Genomic DNA, 22781 nt, shown 5'->3' with positions numbered 1-22781 from the left:
ACATTAAAATTGCTGTATTTGCTCAATTGTGCTAACTTAAAGCTTAAAACTGAAAAATATTTATGTTGGAAGAAAAATACAGCTTTAGAGAAGTTGAAGACAAATACAATGTATTATGGGAAGGAAGTAAAGTTTATAAATGGAGTAGTGAAAAGGGTAACACTTTCACTATAGATACGCCCCCACCAACGATATCAGGAAAGTTGCATATTGGCCATATATTCAGCTATTGCCACACAGACTTTATTGCAAGGTTTCAGCGTATGCTGGGAAAAGATGTATTTTATCCAATTGGGTTTGATGATAATGGCCTTCCGACTGAAAGGTTAGTTGAGCAAACCTATAAAACCCGCGCAAAAGAAGTTGGCAGAGAAAAATTTATAGAGATGTGCCATGAGGTTATTGAAAAATCAAAGCAAGAATTCAAGGAATTGTTTAAATCAGTTGGCATTAGCTATGACTGGGATTTGGAATACCACACGATCAGCAAGGAAGCTGTGGCACTTTCTCAAATGTCATTCATTGATCTATATAATAAAGAGTATGCATACAGAAAAATGCAACCTATTCTTTGGGACCCAGTCGATAAAACTGCAATTGCACAAGCAGAAATAGAGGATAAAGTCTTTGAGTCATTTTTGAACACGATAGTTTTTTCCACTGAAGAAAATGAGCAGATTAAGATTGCAACTACACGGCCTGAGTTGCTTCCAGCATGTGTTGCAGTTTTTTGCCATCCAGAAGATGCACGCTACACTCAGCTGATTGGAAAAATAGCCGTGGTGCCAATAACAGGAGCAAAAGTTCCAATAATAGCTGATGATAAAGTTAAAATAGATAAAGGTACTGGGCTTGTTATGTGCTGTACGTTTGGTGATGAGCTCGACATATATTGGCAGCAAAAGCATGGTCTGCCGATGAAAATTATTATCGATCAGGATGGTAGGATAAGTCTAGATTCAGTGTATGGTAATAATAGATCCCAGTGTCAAGGCACTGGGATGACAAAGGGGAGTGACATTCCAGTGCTTGACACTGGAATCCAGCCATTAGAGGAGACACACGCTCCAGCGCGTGACGCTGGAATCTACGATGAAATAAATGGCCTAAGGGTTAAAGAAGCAAGAAAGAGAATTATTGAAATCCTAACTGAAAAGGGCCTTTTGATAGAAAGTACTAACATTTCTCATTTCGTAAAGTGTGCAGAAAGATCTGGTGCATCACTTGAAATATTACCAACTTATCAATGGTTTATCAAGACTTTAGAGCAAAAAGCTCAAGTGTTAGATAAAGTAAAAAAGTGTAGTTGGCATCCAAAGTCTATGCGTAAACGCATGGAGGTATGGATAGAAGGGCTAAATTGGGATTGGTGCATTTCAAGACAGCGTTATTTTGGTGTGCCATTTCCGGTGTGGTATTCAAAACGTAAAGGGGAGGAGGGTAAAATCATTCTAGCTGAAGTAAAGGATTTGCCTATCGATCCACTCAAAGATTTGCCAAAAGGGTATATTAAAGAAGAGGTTACCCCAGACCAAGATGTAATGGATACGTGGGCCACAAGTGCGATCACTACTCAACTAAGTGCACTGGCAGTAAACAGTGAGCTCGGTTTACCAAGCCATCGGTATGATAAGATATTTCCTGCAGATCTGCGCAGCCAAAGCCATGAGATAATAAGAACTTGGGCTTTTTATACGATTTTGAAGGCACATTATCATGCAGATTCACTGCCGTGGAAAAATATCATGATTAGTGGTTGGTGTTTGGCCGATGATAAAAAAAAGATGAGTAAATCAAAAGGTAATATCATCACTCCTCATGTAATGCTTGAAACCTATGGAGCTGACGTAGTACGCTATTGGGCAGCAAACTCAAGACTTGGAGTTGACACAGTCTACTCTGAAAATATCTTCAAAATTGGCAAACGACTTGTTACGAAACTTTGGAATGCTAGCAAATTTGTTTCCATGTTTATGGAAAAACATCAAGCATTGAGCATAAATTCCATCAGTGAGACGATGGATAAGTGGATATTGTCCAAATTATATAAAGTGATAGAAAAAACGACGAACAACCTATTACAGTTTGAATACTGCGAAGCTTTGAGCGCAATAGAAGAATTTTTTTGGAAAGATTTTTGTGATAATTACTTAGAGTTAGTTAAAAAACGTGCATATGGAGATGCATTGGACAGCGAGGCAAACATGAGTGCGAAACAGAGTTTGGCATATGTACTCAATATTATTTTGCGGTTATTTGCACCATTTTTGCCATACATTACAGAGGAAATATATCATCAGTTGTATAGTTATAACTCTGTTCACAATAAAAGTAATTGGCCTAACAAGGAAGAACTTATCTATGATAAGTATTCTGAGGAAATGGGAGATAATTTCGTACAGATATTAAACCTTGTGAGAAAAATAAAAGCAGATAATAACGTATCAGTTAAGCATCTTATACAAAAGTTGATGATAAAAGCGAGTGTAAAAGAGGATGAGTTAAATTATTCTGCTCAGCATGATTTGCAGTCAGTTTGCAATGCTGAAGTGATAGAATGGGTTGAGAGTACAGAAGCAGAGATTATAACTGAGAATGGAAAATTTACTGTAAGTTTATTGATTGATGTAACTTAGCATTCATATTACTATACTAATTATTTAGTTGTAAGATAATAATGATTGGTAATTCATATGATAATAAAATTGAAGAACAAAAAGATGATTATCATGACTTCATTCAAAGGTTTTTGTTTTTGCTCGGTAAGATAAAAGAAAAGAATAAATCAATTCACACTGCTGTAGCTAGTTTTCGCATATTATCTTTTTTAATAAAATACAATGCCAATTTTAATGAAGATGAAGTGTATAAAGCCGTTATCCAAGATTTCAATAATGTAAAGGAGGCGAGACTAGAGCTTCAAGATAAGGCTAAAAAAGTATTGAATGGGTATATTGAAAGTGGCGTTGAAACAGTGTCAATATATGGTAGTTGTGCGGAAGTTAAATTGGGAGCTAATAAAAACAAATTCAAAGTCAGTGAGTTTTTGAATAGTAATTTGTGCCAAGATAATGGAATTTCAGGGTTTTCAACTCTGCATAGCAATGGAAAAAATGGAATGCACGGTTTTGTTTCTGAAGAAGGAATAAGGCACTATGTTGTAACTGATGGTGCATACGAAATGACTCTGAATTGGTGTGATGAGGACGGAAAAAAGTGCACTATTATAATTAATATTGATGCTAATTGTATAGAACTTATCGAGCGTAATCGTGTTACTGATGATCAATTGAAAGCAAATAAAGATGTAAAAATAGGTAACTTATTCTTGTATCAAATAAAATTTAGAAATAAGGAGAAAGGCAATCATAAATCATCTGAGATTGTGATAGAAAATAGTAATAGAAATATTAACATTCAAACAACTCAAGAAATTGAGCGTGGCAGCAAAGAAGCTCAAATAGGCAGTACTAAAATGCAAGACAAAATTGCACAAGTTGTAGATGACAGCTTAAACGAAAGAATTAATAAATTGGAAAAAGAAAATACAAGATTAACTGGAAATAATCAAACTATATTAGAACAATTACAGCAAAAAATGAGAGAGGTGGAGGAATTAAATGGAAAGGTAAGGGAAAAAGATGAAGTTTTGGCTGAAGTAACACAAAAACTCAAGCAGCTAAGTGATTCGGTAGAGAGTGAATTTGAAAGGAGAAAAGTAGAGAAGGAAAAGTTAGAGGAGAAGTTAAGGAAAGCGCAAAAAGAGATACAAAAGTTAAGTAAAGAAAAAGCTGAATTAGTGCAAGAAAAGCAAGGCTTGGAAGAATATGCTAAAATTCTAGTTGTCAAAATACAAAAACTAGTTAATCAAATAGGGCGATCAGATCTTAAACTGGATGAATCAATAAATGAAAATAAAAGGTTAGAACAAGAATTGAATGATACTAAAAAAGATTTAGGTGATAAATATAGTGAAATCCAGAGATTAGAAAGTCAATCACATGAATTAGAATCTAAAAAAGTAACAGAATTGATGACATGTTTAGAAAAGAAAGAGAAAAAAATAGCAGAGTTAGAAGCGCAGTTGCAAAAAGAAAGTTCTGAAACTTATGATTTAATACTTAAATCATCGGATTTAGAAGAAGAAAAAAGACGATTACAAGAAAAGTTAAATGAAAAAACTCAAGAAGTGATTAAACTAACTGTAGATTTAGAAGAACTAAGTAAGCAATCGGAAGAGAAAGAAACTAAATATTTCAGTAGGATTAAAGAGTTAGAAAAAATTCTTAATAAAGAAAGAAAAAACAGTGAAGAGTTGGAAAATTATAGCATCAATCTGGAGGAAGAAAGTCAAATTCAACATGAAAAGTACAAAGAGTTACTATTTGAGAAGCATTCTATAAAAGAAGAAATTTCAGATTTGAATGATCAATCTTCATTAGTTCATCAGAATCGTGTGAGCTTAGCACAAGATTTGGCAAAAAACATGATATATTTGTTCAAAGAGAATGTAAGAGAAGGAGATAAAGTGATTATATCGCAGGAAACTGTATTAGAGATTTTGAATAGATTGGAGGAATTAATCAAGAATGTTGGAGTCAGTGATCAAGAAATAAAAGGAGTAATTGAAGAAATATCTGTACAAACTAATGATAGCCTTGTTCCTTCAGATATAAGTAATGGAGATTTATCAGCACTACCAAATAAAGAGCTGGATGAAGCTTCATATTCAGAAGATTTTGGATATTCTAGTAGATGTTCTACTCCCGTCTGATGCCACCTTGCATTTTGAGTTTAGTTAGAATATCAACTAAAGCTTATCACTGGTACAATTGTGATAAGTGTTCTCCTCTACAGGTAAGACAATTTTAATCAATATATACAAGACTGCTGAAGTTTTGTATATGGGTGATGAGCAATTTACTTAATAAATATAATACATTTTATTTTATAGCTAGTTCTCTGACTACTCTCACGTTACTTACATCTTTAGCGCTTATTAATGTACCTAGTTCTTTAATTCTCGCTTTAGCTGTATTATCTGTTTTGGCTTTTATGATTTTGTATAAAATAATTATTGACACTAGTAAAGTGGAGAAGAAATTTGCTCACAAAGAGCGTGAGTTGACTCAAGAAAAGCACAATTTATACGAGGAAGAAAGAAAATTTGGTCAAAAAATAGAAGCTGAGAGGAAATCTTTTCTTAAAGAAAAAAAATCTTTGGAGGAGAAATTAGAAGCAAAAATGATCCATATAATTGGAATAACAGACGAATTAGAAAAAGTAACGAAGGAGAAAGATGAGCTTGCTGCACAAGAAAAAGAACTACTCCATAAAATCTCATATTTGTGTAAACAGTTACAGGAAAAAGAAGCTAATCTAACTGAGAGGAAAAAACTTATAATCGAATTGAAAAGAAAAATAGACAATGATAAATATGAAGAATTATATAAGGAAGTAGAGAAATTATCTAAAGAAAAAGAGGAGTTATCTAAGGAAATAGACAAATTACGTAAAGAGAAACATATACTATATATGAAAAAAGAAGAATTACATAAAAGAAAAGAAGAACTTTGTGTGAAATTAGATGAATTACAATGTAAATTTAAAGAAATTGATCAGAAAAATAAAAACTTATCTCAAGAGTTAAAAAGGAAATTTGAAGAGCTAGATAAAGCAGACGGTTTAATTAAAAATCAATCTTTTGAGTTAGACAGAATAAGACAAGATTGTAATAACGAAGTGAAAAATTTAAGAAATTCACTTTTAGAGCGAGACAGTCAAATAAAACAACTTCAATATGTGATAGATAAGATAGAAGAATCGATAAGAGAAAATGAAACAATTAAAGATTATAGCAAAAAAATAATATTAGGGGAGACTCAGAAAATAAAATTTATATTAGGGCAGCTTGTGCAATTCAAGCCAATTAAAGGTTCCAAAACATCGGAGGAAACGTCTGATTTTTTACAGGAAGATCTTGGATATGCCAGTCGTTCACCCACTCCGACCAGATTATCGTGTTCAGTGTCTGTACAAAGCATTGCAAGTGGACCAACCCCTAAATATGGATTGTAAAATGCAACAATTACTCTTATTATAAAAAAAATTATACAAGATAATGAACCCAATAATATGCGCACTAGATACACAAGATTTAAATAAAGCTATATCTTTAGCTAATGGTCTGCGTGATAAGGTTGGCATGGTCAAGCTTGGGTTGGAATTTTTTGCTGCACATGGCCCTTCTGGAGTGAGAGAAGTTGCAAAATGCAATATACCAATTTTTTTAGATCTGAAATTGCATGATATTCCAAACACTGTCGCTAGAACGATTGAAGCAATCAAGATTCTAGATGTTGAAATGCTAACATTGCATATCAGTGGTGGAACAAAAATGCTTAAAGAAGCACTAAGTGTAGTGCAAGGAAAGAAAATAAAGCTAATTGGAGTAACAGTACTAACCAGCATGATCAATGAAGATCTGAGTGAACTCGGAGTAGCAAGGGAAGCAAAATCACAGGTAATTTTGCTGGCAAAGCTTGCAAAAAAGATTGGACTACATGGAGTAGTTTGCTCTGCACTAGAAGCTCAAGAAGTGCGCCAAGAATGTGGTAAAGACTGTAAAATTATTACTCCAGGAATCCGTATGAATTCAACTCATAATGATCAAAAAAGGACAGCAACACCAAAAGAAGCAATAAATTCAGGAGCTGATTATATCGTAATTGGCAGACCCATTACAAAAAGTGACAATCCCGCAAGTAGTGCAGAGTTAATATTGAAATCCCTTACTGATTGAAGCAGGGCAGATAAGGTAGCATAGGGTAAAAGCAACAAACGGTATGTATCCGTTCAGCAGGGTGGCAAAACAAGGTAGACGAGAAAAGATAACTAAATGGGTGTCATCCCAGTGCTTGACACTGGGATCCAGATATAAAAAGTATTTGCAAATTATGCAGTAAACAATAGTCCTTAAGGACATATGTCAAAAACAATGTCCAAAAACTAGATCCCAGTGTCAAGCACTGGGATGACATCATAGACACGCAAAGCTACTTGTTTCGAAAACAGTATGTTAAACTAATTTTGCCCGAACACAAAGGCAGTGCTTGACGCTGTTTACTATGCAAATTGCAACAATGTTCGTACAGCTGTGACTGAAATGATAAAAAGAGGATAATTAAAGGATACCATTTATTGTTTTAGCAAATTTGTACAGCTACGTACTTTATTTGCACATTCTTCTGAACAGATACGCAGCGAAAAAAAATGCTTAACACAAAAAAATGGATGCTGTATAGTGCTAACAATTAAGTATAATATTTACCGTGGTGTAATACTACACTACCTTTTTTTACTTCAACAAGTAATCATTATTATTTTTTTCTCACTACCAAGTAGCTTACGTTCATTTGTATCTACCATGAAGCCAATGCTAAAATCCAGAAAAAAGACCAGTGAATGGCAGGCGCGAGCATTATACGTATACAGTTGTATGAACGTTGTTTACCATGAGGGCGCCATCCCAGCACTGGGATCCATATTGTAAACAAGCGTTTGAGTTATAATAAGCTGCCATTCACCGGTCTTTTTTCTGAATGCAGTTTACATGATAACAAAAAGGTACTGAGATTAAAGATTACCTTCAAATTACAATACTATTCTAATTTTATTTTTAAAGGAGGCTATTATGTCACTTACTGATATCGCTCACCGTAATGAACTCGCTTCATCATGGGAGCAATTTAAATTAATAAATGATCGCAAACTAAAAGAAATCGAAAGCAAAGGACCTGCAACGATCGAGCAGCTATGCAAGATAAATAGTAATATTGATAATTGCAAAGAGCGCTTAGATTTTATTGAAACCTCAGCTCAACGCCCAGAGATTAGCACAGATTTTAATACAGGTGATAAATATTTTTCTGATTATATTCGCAAAGGAATGGAAAACAGGTTATCACATAAAACCCTAAGTGGAGATGACAATGATATTGGAGGGTATTTAGTTACTCCTCATATTGTAAAACGCATAAACAAGCGTGTAACTGATTCATCTCCAATGCGGCAGATATGTTCCAATCAAAGAATCTCTACTGAAACGCTGGATTATATTATAGAAGATTGTGACCGTGCTGGTGCAGGTTGGAGTGGTGAAGTAGTAGACGACGAAGATGGTGGCTATAAATCCAAGTATGATTTTGCACAAGACACAAGTACACCTAAAATTCAAAAGATTTCCATCACAACTTATGAGCTCTATGCTCAGCCGCAAATATCACAAAAATTGCTCGATGATGCATTTGTCAATGTTGAAAATTGGCTTGTAGAAAAGGTTACCGAAACTTTCAGTAAGAAGGAGAATGAAGCCTTTATTAAAGGTGATGGCACTTTTCAGCCTAAAGGAATTTTAACTTACGAAAATGGAAATGGTCATAATAAGATAGAGCAAATTAAAGCTGATAAGCTAGACAGCGACGCCATAATGATATTGTACTACTCTCTAAATGAACATTACTCTAAAAATGCATCATTTTTGATGAACAGGAGTACGTTAAAGGACGTGAGGCTACTAAAATCTGAAACAGGTCAGTATCTTTGGCAGCCGAGTTTATCGCTTGAAACACCAGATACTTTAATGGGAATACCAGTATATCAATCTGCTGATATGCCACCTACAATGATTGCAGTAGCGGATTTCAAACAAGCTTATAAGATCGTAGATAACAGAGGAATGAGAATACTTAGAGACCCTTATACAAACAAACCTTATGTTAGATTTTTTGTCACTAAGCGTGTTGGCGGGGAGGTTGTCAACACCAGTGCTATTAAATTGTTGAAAATTGCGAGCAAGTACTAAAATTTTTATGAAATAATTGACATATTATACTTTTTATGTAATAATTAAATTATTATTAATTTAAGGAGTAAAATATGTTAAAAAAATAAAAGAGTTTTTTAAGTGGATTGCAGGAAGAATTGCATCAGTCTGGAACAGCATTAAAAACTTGTGGTCTGGTCAATCGGATCAAAAGATTCTAACGAGAAAAGATGTGATGACGAAACTAATAAATGGTAAAGCCAATTTTTCTTTTGCTATTGTAGAAGATAATAGTAAGCGGTTAGTAATCCATATAAGGGACAAGGACATACTAGAATCTCTGGATTGGAGAAATATTAATTATGAAGATCCATCAAAATATCGTGTATGTGTCAAACGTGACAAAGATATATTCAAAATTACTTACAGCGAACTTGTTGCCGTGAACAATAATTTTGTATCCTTTATAGTGAACTCGGTAGACGATGGTAAAACTTCGTCTTGTGAGTTAGAAGGAATGAAAAAGATGTTGGGTTTAAATAGTAATCGTGAAGTTAGTATTATAGAGAAAATATCTCAGAAACCTGAAGTTGTAAGTTCTACATCTAAAGTGCCTGCAAGTGATAGCAAGGTACTAAGCTCAGAAGCTGGTAAACCTAGTAAGTTGCTAGATAATCTATCTAGAGAACAACTTATGAAGTCAAAACTTATTATACCAACTTTCTAAAGAGTATCTTTTCTTCACAAAAGAGCACCTCCTTTGGTGCTCTTTTTTTCTTTATAAGTTTTCTCCATAGGAGAAAATTGACTAATTACAATTTGTATCTTCCTCGTATCAATTTTCAATAGATTCATCGATGTATAGCTATAGTTTTATCAGTGTAAGGCTAAATATGCTAAGCTTATAAAGATGACAAAGCTTCAAAAAAAGCCTAACATAGTGGAAAAAGCTTTATGAAAATCAAAGTTGGAGTAATAGGCTGCTTAGGCAGAATGGGTAAGAAAATACTCAATGAATTAATTACAAATACCAAAGTGGAAGTAGCAGGTGCTGTTGCTCGCTTGGGCAGTGAGTATATAGGCTTAGATATTGGGCCTATTGTAGGAAATAATTGCAATTTAGGAATCAAAATTACAAGTTCTATTAGTGAGGTATTTGAGTCGTCCGATGTTGTAATAGATTTTACAACAAAAGAATTTATGCTAGACTGCCTTAAGGCGGCCGTGAAATTTAAAAAACCGCTAGTTAGTGGCACAACTGGAATAGAAGGTCTAAATTTAAAAGAATATGCTGCTAAAGTTCCAATATTATGGTCAGCAAATATGAGTATAGGAGTTAATGTGTTGCTGAAATTGGTAAAAGAAGCTGCCAAGCTTTTAGGTAATGAGTATGACGTTGAAATTTGGGAAATGCATCACAATTTAAAAAAGGATTCACCATCTGGAACAGCTATAGAGTTTGGTAAAGCAGTTGCTAACGCTGCAAAAGTGGATTTTGAGCTCAATCAATATTCACATAATAATTCAAATATAAGAGGGAAAGGGGGAATAGGCTTTGCAGTATCTCGTGGAGGTGGAGTAATAGGAGATCACAGTGTCATGTTTGTCAATTCCGATGAACGAATAGAATTAAATCACAAGGCAATTAATCGTACAACGTTTGCTAGAGGGGCGGTTCAGGCAGCAATATGGTTGTGCGAGAATAAACAGGAAATACCAGGACTTTATTCAATGCAGGATTTAGTATGAGCGATAAATATGCTTTCGTTAAAAATTTAAATCTTTGGTATGGCTCTAAACAAGTTTTATTCGATATAAATTTGAATATTTGCAAAAAGAAAGTCACAACTTTTATCGGACCTTCTGGGTGCGGTAAATCGACATTTTTGCGTTGTTTTAATCGTATGAATGATTACGTACCTGGATGTAGAGCGACTGGTGAACTGGTAATCGATGGGCTGGGTAATATATATTCACGTGATATGGATGTTGTATTGCTCAGAGCAAAAGTTGGTATGGTATTTCAAAAACCCAACCCTTTTCCAAAATCAATATATGATAATGTTGCTTATGGGCCTAAATTGCATGGCATGGTAAAAAATAAGCAAAAATTAGATGAAATAGTAGAAAGTAGTTTAACTAAGGTTGGTTTATGGGAAGAGTTGAAAGATAGATTGCAAGATAGTGCACTAAATTTATCTGGTGGCCAGCAACAAAGATTATGCATTGCTCGTGCAATTGCAGTAAAGCCAACTATTTTATTAATGGATGAACCATGCTCTGCTCTTGATCCAATGGCAACCAATGCAATCGAAAATCTTATACAAGAATTGAAATTGAGGTTCACCATAATTATGGTAACTCATTCGATGAAGCAAGCTAAAAAATTATCTGACAGCATAGTTTTCTTTTGCAATGGCAAGATTGTTGAATTCGGAAGTACTCAAGAAATCTTTGAAAATGCTCAGTCTCCTTTAACGAAGGAGTATATTCTGGATCATTAGCTTAATAGTTGATATTTTAATTTTTTCTATGTATAATTTTATCAAGTTTGTTGTGATAGGGGGTTAAAATGTTTAGTACAAGTGAAGCAACAAAAAAGTTGTTTAAAGCTATTGAATTTCAAAATGCTAGTGGTGAAAGAATAAAACCTGAGGAAGCTTGGAATCATTTTCAACAAGCATTGAAAGAAGGAGCGAATGTTAACGCTTTTGAGGATGGGATGACACCTTTGATGTGCATTGCTTCAGCTTTTGTTACTAGTAATAACGAGGAACATCAATATTTAGAGCTTATGGCTAAGTTGCTTGTAGAACATAAAAAAATCGATTTAAATATTAAAAGCAAGCAAGCTGTTATTAAGAAAAAACCAAAGGAACATGATGGTTATCCAGTGTACGAATTTGAGGGGAGAGAAGTAGTAGATAAGGGTATAAGGGGTTGTGTATACCTTGACAATTTACAACCTGTTAATGAAGGATTTATACCTCAAAATTATGCTCGTGCAGAGGAGGAAATTAAGACCGGCAAGAAGGAAAAAAATACAGCTCTACACATTGCTTGCAAGTTGGGAAATGTAAACATGATAGAAATATTACTTACACATCCAAATATCAAACCTAATATTAAAAACTATGAAAACAAAAGTCCAAGAAATTGTATTGCAGAACATGTTAAGGAAATAATAGAACCAGAGTTCATAAAGGTAGAAGAAGTTGCTCAAAAAAGGAAACAAATTAATTATGCTTGTGCTTTTTTGTTATCTGGAGTACTTGCTGCTGGTATATGTTTCGCAGTTGATAACCCAACTCCGCTTGTTGCAACTTCGTTGCTTTTTCTTGCAATAGGATGCGGTTATCTGTATAGAGTAAATACAGTTATTAATGATGTAAGTTTCTCTCAAGTTATTGTGAACGAACGTGCTAGTGATGTATCTGTTCAGGTAAGGTATCATTCCAGCACTTGATGCTGGAATCAAGTTTTTCATTTAATCTCATTGAATTTAGCATAAGCTCAGTTTACTTGTAAATTTTTCTGGATCCCAGTGTCAGCTACTCGGATGACAGGAGTATGAAATGGGGCTACTTGACCATTTAGTTGTCTTTTCTCATCTACCTTATTTTATCACTCTGCTGAACAGATACCTTTACTTTTTATAATTTCATTGGCAATAATACGGCTTTCAAAATCGACACTTATTATGTCAGATAGTGAGTTAATATCAGAGTACTTGTCAAAGTTTTCTATTGTTGATTTTACTACCTCTACTACTTCTAAAAAGCCAATTCGTGATTTCAAGAATTCATTAACAGCTATCTCATTTGCAGCGTTCAAAACAATACTATTTGTATGTGGAGAAGAAGAATTTAACACTTCCATGCTTAGCTTTAGTGAAGAAAAACATTTGTGGTCTGGTTCTTGAAAGGTCAATTTTCCTTGCTTTGTTAAATCTAATTTATGATTTAAAGTTGATCTTTCTGGCCAAGATAAAGCATATGCAATGGGAATTTCCATATCAGTTTCTGCAAGCACAGCAAAGCTGAATCCATCGTGATAAACGACAATTCCATGTACTATCGATTCAGGGTGCACTACTGCTTCAATTCTATTTGGACTAATATTAAACAAATGATGTGCTTCTATTATTTCTAGTGCTTTATTCATCATTGTTGCACTATCAACTGAGATTTTCTTTCCCATTTTCCAAGTAGGGTGACTTAGTGCCTGATTTACTGTGATATTTCTTAATTGTTCAAGGCTATAATTTAAAAATGGTCCACCAGAGGCAGTGAGTATAATCTTTTCTACACATTTATCATCATTTTGCAAAACTTGAAAAATTGCGTTGTGTTCAGAGTCGATGGGAATTATTTGTACGCTCCTTTCTTTAGCTTTTTCAAGCAGTAACTTGCCACCACAAACAATGCTTTCTTTATTTGCTAGGGCAATAACTTTAGTACCGCTTTCTATAACCTTTATAACTGGCTCAAGGCCTGCGATGCCAACTATTGCAATAACTGAGAGATCAACGGGTAGAGAAGCAACATTTGCTAGACCTGGAGCACCAACTTCTACTTTGACGTTTGTACCAAGTAGATCTTCTTTTAAATCTTTGTAGAACCTTTCATCAGAAATGGCAGCATATTTTGCATTAAGTAGATTTGCCTGTTGTGCTAGCAGAGCAAAGTTAGAATTGGCACTTAGTGCTTCCACCTGATATTCTTCCTTTCTCTTTAAGAGCAAATCTACAGTCTTTTTTCCAATGCTTCCTGTTGATCCTAAAACTGAAACTTTTTTCACTAATTACAATAAAATCTTCTTAGTTATTTAGTAACCAAGCTCATGATCATCACCAACAGATGGTGAAGGACCAGGTGAAAAAGATTGGCCATGATGATCACCTGCATCATGCATATCATGCAAACTATCGGCACTTTGAGCTATTTCATTGTTAGAGTGGGGATAATCATCCGGATGATGCCCCTCATCACCGTAGTCCATACCCATTCCTTCTGATGGCATATCTTCTCCACCACCACCTGAAAAATATTCAGCAAGACTTTCAAGAAATTTTATGCCAAACATATTACCTGATTTCCCAAATAACGTTACTAGACTGCTACCACTTACCAAACCTTCGAATACATTATTATAAGCAGCAATTGCTCCTTCATGAAAGTTGAACATCCACTTCATTCCATCCACAATTGTTGCAACAGAGTCACTATGACCAAGACCGAAACCACTTTTCTCACTAGCGGCTTCCTGGTGTTGCTGCTGTGCCTGCCATTCTGCAATATTTGGACCTTGTGCTTCACTCATAAACTTTTATTCTAAGCCTTAAGCTATTATTTTACCAAAAACACTGTAAAATATCAATTGTTTAAGAGAGGTTATCATAAAAATAGCTAACACTAAGCTATTTTTATGATTCTGATTACTCTATACCAAAACATCGATGATGTGCTGTAGTAACAAAGTGATGAAGGAAGGTCCTTGAGGTTTAAAACAGCTTCTATTTCTTCTTAGAAGACTGCTCCTCTCTCTTTCCTTTTTATTTTATTATCTTAATGTTAACTTACTCAAAAATTATTGACAAGTACTAATAATTTAGTTATTATTAGTACTATATTAATAATAAGGAAGAGAAATGCTTACTAATGATTTATCTAATAATAAAATACCTGCACCGCCACCACCACCTTCCCCACCTCCGGGTTGGAAAAACACTTGTAAGCATAACGATAAAGATGGAAAATCTCCTAGTGTTATTGCAGAAAAAAGCAGCAGTGGCAATAAGCCAAGAAGAGATCAATCTAAGAGTCCTGTTCAACAACCAACTGTAAATCCTACAAATAGTAAACTATTCCGGAAAAAACAAAAAGAACATAATGCGAATGGCGAAACTGCAGATAAAGGAAGCAATATTAGACAGAGTGAGAAAAATAGAAGCTCAACTCCCAAGAATGTATTTCCTAGAGTTTTTAGTTCTCAACAAGATAATTGTAATAGTAACAAACCTTCCAGTAATTCAGGAACTAACAATAGTACTCAATCAGAAAAAGGGCTATTTGAGAATTCTATTCAACTTGCAACAGAACAAAAAATCGATACTCCCATTTTGATTAATACTTTAGTTGGAATAAGTAAGACAGCTGCCTTAAAATATTCAATTGCTACTTTGTTGCTATGTATATCTAGTGTTACAGCTGTTATATATACATATCTTTCGATTTCAGTAACACTAAGTGATCCAGTACTTTTCACAGTTATTGCTTTTGTTTCTGCATCGGTTATGTTGAGCTTAGCTGCATATCTTATCAATTCACACCTTTCTGCAATAAACAGCGAGAAAGGAGTTGATCCTGGTAGAAAACAATCACAAGATTTACAGAAAGCAAAGGGACTTGAACACAGCAATACTTATACATCCAGGAGGTGGCAAGCAACAAGAAAGTGGAGGTTTTCATTATCACTTCCAGTAACGCTTGGAACACCCAGTGCACCGACACCACTTACTCTAAAGAATAATACTACTAATAAATCCATACCCTCTGAGTTGTTCAAAGTGTTAAAAGAACGAAGGAAAGCAATTGATGAAGAGGACAACGTACAACAGCAAAACAACGAAGTATGTCAAAATCAATCACAAGATAGTAGTTTACAGAAAGCAAAAGAACTTGAACATAGCAATACTCCTACACCATCATTTCCAGTAATGTCTGGAATACCCATTGTACCACTACTACCTCCGCCACCTCCTCCATTGCCACAAGGTGCTGTTTCACCACCATCTCCTCCTTCAGCTCCAGATGGAATTAATTCATTGAAAAAGACCAATGGTTCTGATAAGCCTGGTGCTGAAGTTAGTAATAACGCTAATCAATCGGATGCTAAAAATGCTATGCTTGCACAGATAAAGCAGGGTGTTAAGTTGACAAAAGTTGTCGATCAGCCTGAAGCTGCTAAAAAGCCAAGTAATAACGGAGGTGGAGATCTTATGAAGAATGCATGGGACACAATGAAGAATTCTCCTCTTCTAGGAGAAGGAACTAAATCCTCAGATAGCAAAAGTGATGACGAAGATGATGATCAAAATCGTACACCCGATAGTGAGTGGGAAGATGAGTCTCCAACCCCGCAATCAGACAGTAACAAAAGAAGCGAGAGTCCTGACAGTGGTCATGAATCTGATGATAATGTAAAACCTAAATCCACAACTCCACCACGTTCTACACTAAAGGCAGAGAAGCCACCGGTATCGCCTAAGCCTGTTAATTCAAAAACGAAATATGAAGCTTCTCCTGCAGCACAAGCAAATAATGTTGACTCAGTGAATAGTGAGGTGCAAAAACCATTTTCTTTGGTTGATCAAAATTATGGTGGAAAAGCAAAACCATTTCAAGTTCAAAGTGTCATAGATCGAGGTAAGAGCAGTAGTGCACCCTTCTTAAAATAAGTTTACCTACAGGTCTGATTGTATTAAGATTACTTAGTACAATCAGATTTATCAAATGCGCTTATCTCAATATTACCTGCCAACTTTAAAAGAAACCCCTGCTGGTGCTGAGATTATTTCTCATCAATATTTATTACGTGCAGGCTTAATCAAGCAGACAGCATCCGGCATTTATTCTTGGCTGCCGCTTGGTCTTTTGGTACTTAAAAATATTGAAAATATTATCAGAGATGAAATTGGTGCGATTGAAGTGTTGATGCCTTGTGTGCAGCCAGCAAGTCTTTGGCGAGAGTCAGGACGTTACGATGATTACGGCAAAGAAATGCTGCGCATTAAGGATAGGCATGGGAGCAATATGCTTTTTGGTCCAACACATGAGGAGGTGGTAACTGATTTGATTAGAAATACGGTAAAAAGTTACAAAGATTTACCACTTTGTTTATATCAAATTCAGTGGAAGTTTCGTGACGAAGTAAGACCTCGTTATGGCGTTATGAGAGGCAGGGAATTTCTGATGAAGGATGCATACAGTTTTGATGTAGATTACGAAGGTGCACTGAATTCATATAATTTGATGTATACAACTTACATAAAAATCTTCAAACGCATGGGACTTACTCCAATTGGAGTTCGAGCTGATACGGGGCCAATTGGAGGAAATTTGAGCCACGAGTTTCATATATTGGCAAACACTGGTGAAAGCACTTTATATTATGACAATAAATTTTCTGAACTACTAGAGAGTGAAGATATTGAAAGTCTGAAGAGCATATATGCAGTTGCAGACGATATGCATGATCCTAAAATTTGTCCTATACCGCAAGAACAGTTAAATGTTAGTAAAGGTATTGAAATAGGGCATATTTTTTATTTTGGCGACAAATATTCAAAGCCTATGAAGGCAAGTGTTACTTCTCAAGATGGAAAAAATGTTAATATGCATATGGGTTCATATGGTATTGGAGTTTCAAGGCTTGTTGGCGCAATAATAGAAGCTTTCCATGATGATAAAGGAATTATCTGGCCAGAGGCAGTAGCTCCTTTTAAAGTTGGTTTGATCAATTTACAAACGAAAGTAACGGAGGCTGCAGATAAAATATACAAAGCTTTGAAAAGCGATGAAGTGCTTTATGATGATACGGACGAAAGTGTAGGAGTGAAATTTGCCAGAATGGATCTGATAGGCTTGCCGTGGCAAATAATTATTGGAAAGAAAGCAGTAACTTCAAATATAGTTGAAGTAAAAAATAGGGCAACTGGCGAGGTAGAGGAAATACAAGTTGAAGAAGCAATAAATCGCTTTAGCACAAAATGATATACGGTATTGGCACTGACATAGTATATATACCCAGAATATTGAGAATATCACAAAAATACGGGGAAAAATTTCTCAATAAAGTCTATACTAAGAAGGAGATAGAGATAAGCAAAAAATATAATAGCCAAGAAGTAAGAGCAAAATATTTTGCTAAACGCTTTGCTGCAAAGGAAGCTTTTGTTAAAGCGCTAGGCACTGGATTCAGCCAGGGAATTATAATGAAAGATATAGAAATATACAGTAATATCAGGGGAAAACCACATCTTGCTATCACAAAGGATTTCATCTCGAAAGACTACAAGATACACCTTTCTCTAAGTGATGATCAAGATTATGCTACTGCGTTTGTTGTAATTTGCGTTGAGTAGATATTGTTTAGTACATACGATTTCAAAAATTTTTTTGAAATTATACTTTGACCTACACAGATCGACCTTTCTGTGAATCCTGGTTTCTGCTTTCTTCAACTTGTTTTGCAAAAGACGTCTCTTGTGTATTCATATGTTGAAGTGGTTTAGCAATTTCGCGTACAACGGCAGTAACTGTAGTTAAAAACGCCTTGAACAGTCCACCTAAAACTCCACCAACTGCTTCTCTACCGTACATACGAGCTTGCTTTTCATTGTCATCAGCAGTTTCCCCTGCCCTCCTTCTTGGATCCATTCTATGAGCAATAACTGAAAACAACACCCCCCTAATTGAAGACTTCACTCGTGCTTTTGCCTTCTGAACATCTTCATCACTTGCTACTTCATGTTTTTCCCTACTATTCATTAGCTCCTTTTGTTGTTGAAAACTTAAGATCTCTTCCATCAGTTGTTTCTTTCTCTTTTCCAGAACTCTTTTCTTGGACTCTGATTTATCGCGAGTGTGTTTTGTGGTTTCAAGTTCTACATCAATATCCTCAGATGCTGCTTGGCTATATAAGGTTTCTATGAGCCTATCTATACTTCGCTTTACTTGCATAGTCCTTTCGTAACTATCTAAATTATCAACTCCTTCATCAATTTGACTTAAAATATCCTCGAAAGGTTTTAAATACTCTTTAAATTGCTCTTCGAGCTGATTTTCATTCTTCAAATTCCTTTCTCTTCTGTCATCGCTATTCTCTTCAACATTATCATCGCCTTCTTCGAAAAGATCCTCATCGTTCATAATTTTTTTTAGTTTATTCCCACTTATTATTATTGTATATGAAAAAATTAAATTAACACTAATGAAAAGTGTTCACAACTTCAGCACTGGCTAAAACTACAGTGAAGCTGTCAAAAGTGGCAGGATCATAATATCTCTCATACAATTCAACCGAACACCTGAGTTTTATCTTCTCCTTAGCATTAAAACTAATCTCATAATCATTATTAGAGTTTAACATTGCAGAATTACGCAATAATTCATCAGCCAATACTGAATTTAAAATGCCATTAATTTTTATTGTAATCTTTCTACTTCCAGCACAATCAAGCACTTTTCTCCAGCCAAAAGAGGAAATCTCTTTCATCTCCTCTTTGTTATTACGCAAAGTAAACCTTAAGTTTCGTATATTATTCAGCACAACAAAATTATTGTCATGACCTTTAATTTTCAGCTGTAATTTGCTCATCGCTACCTCCTTGTATTAAAATATCAAAATTAATTGTTGAATGTAAAACTTCATCATGCTGATTTATAGCACAATTACTTTCCAAAATGGTCTCACTACTAATGCTCTTTACCACCAAGCTAATATGCTTTATAGCAGCAAGCATGCTGCTTATATGATAAGTATATATGTCGCATGAAAATCTTACTTTTGTAGCAAAATTAGATAGCATATGCAGGTTAACATAATTTACTATGCGCAATCTCAGATAAGGAATAGTAACCTGCTTAGGCAGGTAATCATAGATGTTAGTAACATATTTCTTTAAATCAGAGTTTGCTTTTAATTCTGCATAAATACTATTATACAACTCATTTATAATTTGAATTTTTTCCATCTCACAGATACGGCTAAGAACATTGCAATTTGTAGGTACAACAGATGGTGTCATCACATGCCCAGAAACTGGTTCACTTTATAATGATGTCATTCCAGTAGCTCTTTCTTGTCATCCCAGTGTCAAGCACTGGGATCCAGGAATTTTATTAAGTTGGTAAGCATAAAAGTAGCCGTTTTATTTTAAAATACAACGTTTTGATGATCATGAAAAAACTGGATCCCAGTGTCTGAGCACTGGGATGACATCGAAGGGGATACTCGGATGACACCATCTGTTGTATCTGCTATTGAATGACAAACAGGAACTACAAAACAACCTTTGGTTCGCGAAATGGAGAATACACCTTCTTCACTTCAGATAAATGGCTACTTACTTCTGATTCACGATTTTTATAGAGAGCAGAAACATGCTGTATAATACCTAGCTTTATTTGCTCAGGAACACTATCATAACCAGCTTCATATACAACATCAGCTCTTATTATGCTCAAATAATTGAAAAATTCAATATAGCTTCCTATATCACTAAAATAATAACTAAGTTTTCTATTCTTATCAGTAGCCAATATTATTTTATTCACAGGACCATAGCTTAAATAGATTCTACGAGGTATATAACCTTCATATGAAACTTGCCACGTTTGCTTTACTAGAGACTTTTCCATATGCCACTGAGCATAATCAGTTGCCATAAAAATAAAACTTGAAATCAACTTATCATCTTGATCATTTTCAATTCGTAAAAAAGATTTAACCTCTCCTAAAGTTACTGGAAAAGATTTAGGCTTAGACTTACGTTGTATATTTATGATTGGATACTTTAGTCTTGTTGACATAACAACCCTCCTTTTCTATATATAGCTAAAATAAGTAAGACTTATCCATAAAAAATCTTACTTATTTTAGTTATCACTTAATATTAAATTGCAACAGCAACTCTATCGTACAAGTATATTGAGAAGAGAACGTATTAACGCTGTTTCTCCTTTTTTATTGATCAAGTTTACTAAGCCAGATTTTAGTAGATTGACATTCTGAGAATGAATATTATTGAAAGTGGAGTTTATTTCTTTAGCAAGTAGACTGCGAAATTTCTGCACACTTTCATATGCGATATTTTCAAGTTCATGTGCAAACTTATCTTGAGCTACAGCTGATATGTCTTCAACTTTCTCATTGAACTCTTCTAGCTTTCTTTCCTTACCTTTAAAATTTTTCGTAAAAGTTTTCATATTAATTGGCCTCAACTATTCTTATAATTATAATCAATAAAAAGACTACCGAAGTAAAAAATTAGCACTACAATACTGCAAACAACAGCAGCACACCAAACCGGTTCACTTTATAGCGTAAATTCAAGTATGTCATTCAAGTAGCCCCTTTGATGTCATTCCAGCGCGTGACGCTGGAATCGAGTCTTTCAACCGTTGTGTTTTAGCATAAAGCAACTACTTTTGTGCTTACCAACCTAATAAAATTTCTGGATGCCAGTGTCTGGGCACTGACCATTTGCTGTCTTCAAAAATGAATGTTCGTACAATTATGTGTCACGTGCTGGAACATAAGGTGTCATTCAAGTAGCCCCTTTTTTCTCATCCCAGTGCCCAGACACTGAGATCCAGGAACCAGCGTCACGCGCTGGAAAATGACACCCTCTATACAAACGTACTGTTTTAAACGTTTTATAAGCCCGTTTCAGCTTATATTAGGTAGAAATTATTGTGAAGACATAAAGTGCACATAGCGGAAAGATTTATAAGACGCCAACTGTATAATACTTTTGTCGTTTAATCTGAACAGATTGAAGGTAATAAAACACTTTCAATTTTATAGTAAGGAAGCTGAAAGATTTGTCAAGTAGTTTTCTTACCTTTTACAGGTACAATTTACATGCTACAATCAAATTTTCATAACTAGTGAATAAAAATGCAAAGAGATAAAATTAAAGTAGAAATAAAAAAGTTATCACATGGCGAAAGCCTGCCTCTTCCCTGTTATGCAACTATGCAGAGTGCTGGTATGGATCTTTATGCTGCATTGGACGACTCTATTATTTTAAATCCACTTGAAAGGTTACTTATTCCAACTGGCATTGTGATTGCAATACCAAACGGTTTTGAAGGACAAGTTCGCCCACGTTCTGGGCTTGCTGCAAAACATGGAATCACTGTCTTAAATTCTCCGGGCACTATAGACTCCGATTATCGAGGTGAAGTTAAAGTTTGCCTAATCAATCTAAGTAATCAGCCATATGAAATAAAAAGAGGAGAGAGAATCGCACAAATCCTCATCACTCCTGTATCTCAGGTAATTTGGGATGACAGAGAAGAATTCTGCACAGAAGAAACCGTCCGCAATGAAGGGGGCTTTGGCTCAAGCGGTAGGTAGTTCATTATATGTAAGTTGACTGTATTGATTTTTTGATATATAATATTAATATATTATTAACTTATTTTAAGAGGAAATTATGTCAATTTAAAAAAAACACCGTCACAAAACAAACATTGCACTTGCAGCACTTACTTCTCTATGCGTCATAGGTGCAGTAACAACACTTTCAGCTCCATATTGGGTGTCTTCAACTTCGATTTTAGCGCCACTTGCAGTTTTTGTAGCTACACCACTTGGAATGAGTCTACTTGCAACTGTTGCCGTTGCATTGGTTAGTTTAGCAATATATTCCATCATCAAAAACAATAAAATATCTGAGCCTAAAACTCTGAACATTGTTATTATAATGAATAAAAAAGATCTATTTGTGAAAGTAAAAAATGAAGATTTTGAGTATATCAAAAAACACAACCAAAATAAGAATCAAGATGGCAGTGTTATCTCCGATGAGTATCTTATATATTTTAGCTTAGAAAGTAACAGTTACTACATTACTGCTACAAGTAAGGAAATGGATAACAATGATGGATTATTAAAGATAAATTCATTAGGAAGAAAAAATGATCAAGGTGAGTATGAATTAATAGATGAATATAGAAAAAAGTTAGAAACGTTAGGTTTAGGCGTTGAAGAAAATGGTCCTAAAGAACTCATCATTAAACTTGTGCCAAGCTCAATTATTAGATCACCAGAAATTGAGCAACAAGAGAAAGAAAGATCATTATCCAGACAAGTATAAAAGGGGTAGACTAAATAAGCCTGCCCTTCATTTTTTAGTGTTAGTTATTTAAGCTTATTATAGAAGCTG

General features: G+C 34.7%; 22 protein-coding genes. 14 read left to right on the top strand and 8 right to left on the bottom strand.

Translation table 11 applies throughout. The features are described 5' to 3' along the window. The first annotated feature begins 62 nt into the window (after positions 1-62). The 9 genes from OM967_RS01870 to OM967_RS01830 all read left to right on the top strand — a co-directional run bounded on the left by OM967_RS01870 (position 63) and on the right by OM967_RS01830 (position 12290). Complete coding sequence (locus OM967_RS01870; protein ID WP_211908206.1) at positions 63-2636, top strand: valine--tRNA ligase; 2574 nt, start codon at positions 63-65, stop codon at positions 2634-2636. Between the two features lie 41 nt (positions 2637-2677). After that, positions 2678-4774: a coiled-coil domain-containing protein gene (locus tag OM967_RS01865; RefSeq protein WP_264337488.1), complete on the top strand. Its 2097-nt coding sequence runs from the start codon at positions 2678-2680 to the stop codon at positions 4772-4774. Between the two features lie 137 nt (positions 4775-4911). After that, a complete protein-coding gene (locus OM967_RS01860) occupies positions 4912-6078 on the top strand; it encodes a hypothetical protein (protein WP_211908204.1) in 1167 nt (388 codons plus the stop codon). Positions 6079-6121: 43 nt separating this feature from the next. Continuing rightward, positions 6122-6802 carry an orotidine-5'-phosphate decarboxylase gene (gene pyrF / locus OM967_RS01855; RefSeq protein ID WP_211908203.1) on the top strand — a complete coding sequence of 227 codons (681 nt, stop codon included), beginning with the start codon at positions 6122-6124 and terminating at the stop codon, positions 6800-6802. Between the two features lie 891 nt (positions 6803-7693). Continuing rightward, positions 7694-8863 (top strand): phage major capsid protein, encoded by a 1170-nt coding sequence (locus OM967_RS01850; protein ID WP_264337487.1) that lies wholly within the window; start codon positions 7694-7696, stop codon positions 8861-8863. A 193-nt stretch (positions 8864-9056) separates the two neighbouring features. Continuing rightward, positions 9057-9551 carry a hypothetical protein gene (locus OM967_RS01845; protein WP_264337486.1) on the top strand — a complete coding sequence of 165 codons (495 nt, stop codon included), beginning with the start codon at positions 9057-9059 and terminating at the stop codon, positions 9549-9551. A gap of 227 nt (positions 9552-9778) precedes the next feature. Continuing rightward, positions 9779-10573, top strand: coding sequence for a 4-hydroxy-tetrahydrodipicolinate reductase (dapB, locus tag OM967_RS01840; protein ID WP_264337485.1), 795 nt, complete (start codon positions 9779-9781; stop codon positions 10571-10573). After that, positions 10570-11328, top strand: a complete 759-nt coding sequence (gene pstB, locus OM967_RS01835; protein WP_010401422.1) for a phosphate ABC transporter ATP-binding protein PstB — start codon at positions 10570-10572, stop codon at positions 11326-11328. The genes dapB and pstB overlap by 4 nt, the downstream gene beginning before the upstream one ends. Before the next feature lie 68 nt (positions 11329-11396). Next, the gene (locus OM967_RS01830; protein ID WP_211908200.1) at positions 11397-12290 is read left to right on the top strand and encodes an ankyrin repeat domain-containing protein; all 894 of its coding nucleotides are present in this window, start codon (positions 11397-11399) and stop codon (positions 12288-12290) included. Between the two features lie 158 nt (positions 12291-12448). Here OM967_RS01830 and dxr read toward each other — a convergent pair whose 3' ends face one another. Next, the gene (gene dxr, locus OM967_RS01825; RefSeq protein ID WP_211908198.1) at positions 12449-13624 is read right to left on the bottom strand and encodes a 1-deoxy-D-xylulose-5-phosphate reductoisomerase; all 1176 of its coding nucleotides are present in this window, start codon (positions 13622-13624) and stop codon (positions 12449-12451) included. A 27-nt stretch (positions 13625-13651) separates the two neighbouring features. Further along, positions 13652-14146 (bottom strand): hypothetical protein, encoded by a 495-nt coding sequence (locus tag OM967_RS01820; protein WP_211908196.1) that lies wholly within the window; start codon positions 14144-14146, stop codon positions 13652-13654. A gap of 328 nt (positions 14147-14474) precedes the next feature. Between OM967_RS01820 and OM967_RS01815 the strand changes: the two genes are divergently transcribed. The 3 genes from OM967_RS01815 to OM967_RS01805 are packed head-to-tail and all read left to right on the top strand — an operon-like array spanning position 14475 to position 17969. Then, the gene (locus OM967_RS01815; protein WP_264337484.1) at positions 14475-16283 is read left to right on the top strand and encodes a hypothetical protein; all 1809 of its coding nucleotides are present in this window, start codon (positions 14475-14477) and stop codon (positions 16281-16283) included. Between the two features lie 55 nt (positions 16284-16338). Then, a complete protein-coding gene (gene proS, locus OM967_RS01810; protein WP_250119936.1) occupies positions 16339-17598 on the top strand; it encodes a proline--tRNA ligase in 1260 nt (419 codons plus the stop codon). Beyond that, positions 17595-17969, top strand: coding sequence for a holo-[acyl-carrier-protein] synthase (locus OM967_RS01805; protein WP_007302804.1), 375 nt, complete (start codon positions 17595-17597; stop codon positions 17967-17969). The genes proS and OM967_RS01805 overlap by 4 nt, the downstream gene beginning before the upstream one ends. A gap of 52 nt (positions 17970-18021) precedes the next feature. Here the strand turns inward: OM967_RS01805 and OM967_RS01800 are convergent, their stop codons facing one another. From OM967_RS01800 to OM967_RS01780, 5 genes are all read right to left on the bottom strand, one after another. Continuing rightward, positions 18022-18756 carry a hypothetical protein gene (locus tag OM967_RS01800; protein WP_264337483.1) on the bottom strand — a complete coding sequence of 245 codons (735 nt, stop codon included), beginning with the start codon at positions 18754-18756 and terminating at the stop codon, positions 18022-18024. Between the two features lie 58 nt (positions 18757-18814). Next, positions 18815-19204, bottom strand: a complete 390-nt coding sequence (locus OM967_RS01795; protein ID WP_211908190.1) for a phage tail tube protein — start codon at positions 19202-19204, stop codon at positions 18815-18817. Further along, positions 19179-19580 (bottom strand): DUF3168 domain-containing protein, encoded by a 402-nt coding sequence (locus tag OM967_RS01790; RefSeq protein WP_250120432.1) that lies wholly within the window; start codon positions 19578-19580, stop codon positions 19179-19181. The genes OM967_RS01795 and OM967_RS01790 overlap by 26 nt, the downstream gene beginning before the upstream one ends. Positions 19581-19887: 307 nt before the next feature. After that, the gene (locus OM967_RS01785; RefSeq protein WP_250119939.1) at positions 19888-20418 is read right to left on the bottom strand and encodes a head-tail connector protein; all 531 of its coding nucleotides are present in this window, start codon (positions 20416-20418) and stop codon (positions 19888-19890) included. Between the two features lie 102 nt (positions 20419-20520). After that, the gene (locus tag OM967_RS01780; protein ID WP_063631247.1) at positions 20521-20814 is read right to left on the bottom strand and encodes a hypothetical protein; all 294 of its coding nucleotides are present in this window, start codon (positions 20812-20814) and stop codon (positions 20521-20523) included. A gap of 694 nt (positions 20815-21508) precedes the next feature. Here OM967_RS01780 and dut point away from each other — a divergent pair. Then, a complete protein-coding gene (gene dut / locus OM967_RS01775) occupies positions 21509-21970 on the top strand; it encodes a dUTP diphosphatase (RefSeq protein ID WP_211908186.1) in 462 nt (153 codons plus the stop codon). A 102-nt stretch (positions 21971-22072) separates the two neighbouring features. Here the strand turns inward: dut and OM967_RS01770 are convergent, their stop codons facing one another. After that, the gene (locus OM967_RS01770) at positions 22073-22309 is read right to left on the bottom strand and encodes a hypothetical protein (protein ID WP_264337482.1); all 237 of its coding nucleotides are present in this window, start codon (positions 22307-22309) and stop codon (positions 22073-22075) included. Between the two features lie 10 nt (positions 22310-22319). On the opposite strand from OM967_RS01770, the gene OM967_RS01765 reads away from it, so the two are divergent. Next, complete coding sequence (locus OM967_RS01765; RefSeq protein WP_246433190.1) at positions 22320-22712, top strand: hypothetical protein; 393 nt, start codon at positions 22320-22322, stop codon at positions 22710-22712. Positions 22713-22781 lie beyond the last annotated feature (69 nt).

The sequence above is a fragment of the Wolbachia endosymbiont (group B) of Dolichovespula media genome (assembly GCF_947179505.1).
Lineage (GTDB): Bacteria > Pseudomonadota > Alphaproteobacteria > Rickettsiales > Anaplasmataceae > Wolbachia.
Note: the sequence above shows the minus strand (reverse complement) of the source record. Positions and strands in the feature narration are given on the sequence as shown.

Excerpts from the sequence above, each read along its gene's own strand:
- OM967_RS01870 (WP_211908206.1), top strand. The coding sequence starts at position 63 with ATGTTGGAAGAAAAATACAGCTTTAGAGAAGTTGAAGACAAATACAAT.
- OM967_RS01865 (WP_264337488.1), top strand. The coding sequence starts at position 2,678 with ATGATTGGTAATTCATATGATAATAAAATTGAAGAACAAAAAGATGAT.
- OM967_RS01860 (WP_211908204.1), top strand. The coding sequence starts at position 4,912 with ATGAGCAATTTACTTAATAAATATAATACATTTTATTTTATAGCTAGT.
- pyrF (WP_211908203.1), top strand. The coding sequence starts at position 6,122 with ATGAACCCAATAATATGCGCACTAGATACACAAGATTTAAATAAAGCT.
- OM967_RS01850 (WP_264337487.1), top strand. The coding sequence starts at position 7,694 with ATGTCACTTACTGATATCGCTCACCGTAATGAACTCGCTTCATCATGG.
- dapB (WP_264337485.1), top strand. The coding sequence starts at position 9,779 with ATGAAAATCAAAGTTGGAGTAATAGGCTGCTTAGGCAGAATGGGTAAG.
- pstB (WP_010401422.1), top strand. The coding sequence starts at position 10,570 with ATGAGCGATAAATATGCTTTCGTTAAAAATTTAAATCTTTGGTATGGC.
- OM967_RS01830 (WP_211908200.1), top strand. The coding sequence starts at position 11,397 with ATGTTTAGTACAAGTGAAGCAACAAAAAAGTTGTTTAAAGCTATTGAA.
- OM967_RS01820 (WP_211908196.1), bottom strand. The coding sequence starts at position 14,146 with ATGAGTGAAGCACAAGGTCCAAATATTGCAGAATGGCAGGCACAGCAG.
- OM967_RS01815 (WP_264337484.1), top strand. The coding sequence starts at position 14,475 with ATGCTTACTAATGATTTATCTAATAATAAAATACCTGCACCGCCACCA.
- proS (WP_250119936.1), top strand. The coding sequence starts at position 16,339 with ATGCGCTTATCTCAATATTACCTGCCAACTTTAAAAGAAACCCCTGCT.
- OM967_RS01805 (WP_007302804.1), top strand. The coding sequence starts at position 17,595 with ATGATATACGGTATTGGCACTGACATAGTATATATACCCAGAATATTG.
- OM967_RS01800 (WP_264337483.1), bottom strand. The coding sequence starts at position 18,756 with ATGAACGATGAGGATCTTTTCGAAGAAGGCGATGATAATGTTGAAGAG.
- OM967_RS01795 (WP_211908190.1), bottom strand. The coding sequence starts at position 19,204 with ATGAGCAAATTACAGCTGAAAATTAAAGGTCATGACAATAATTTTGTT.
- OM967_RS01790 (WP_250120432.1), bottom strand. The coding sequence starts at position 19,580 with ATGGAAAAAATTCAAATTATAAATGAGTTGTATAATAGTATTTATGCA.
- OM967_RS01785 (WP_250119939.1), bottom strand. The coding sequence starts at position 20,418 with ATGTCAACAAGACTAAAGTATCCAATCATAAATATACAACGTAAGTCT.
- OM967_RS01780 (WP_063631247.1), bottom strand. The coding sequence starts at position 20,814 with ATGAAAACTTTTACGAAAAATTTTAAAGGTAAGGAAAGAAAGCTAGAA.
- dut (WP_211908186.1), top strand. The coding sequence starts at position 21,509 with ATGCAAAGAGATAAAATTAAAGTAGAAATAAAAAAGTTATCACATGGC.
- OM967_RS01770 (WP_264337482.1), bottom strand. The coding sequence starts at position 22,309 with ATGTTCAGAGTTTTAGGCTCAGATATTTTATTGTTTTTGATGATGGAA.
- OM967_RS01765 (WP_246433190.1), top strand. The coding sequence starts at position 22,320 with ATGAATAAAAAAGATCTATTTGTGAAAGTAAAAAATGAAGATTTTGAG.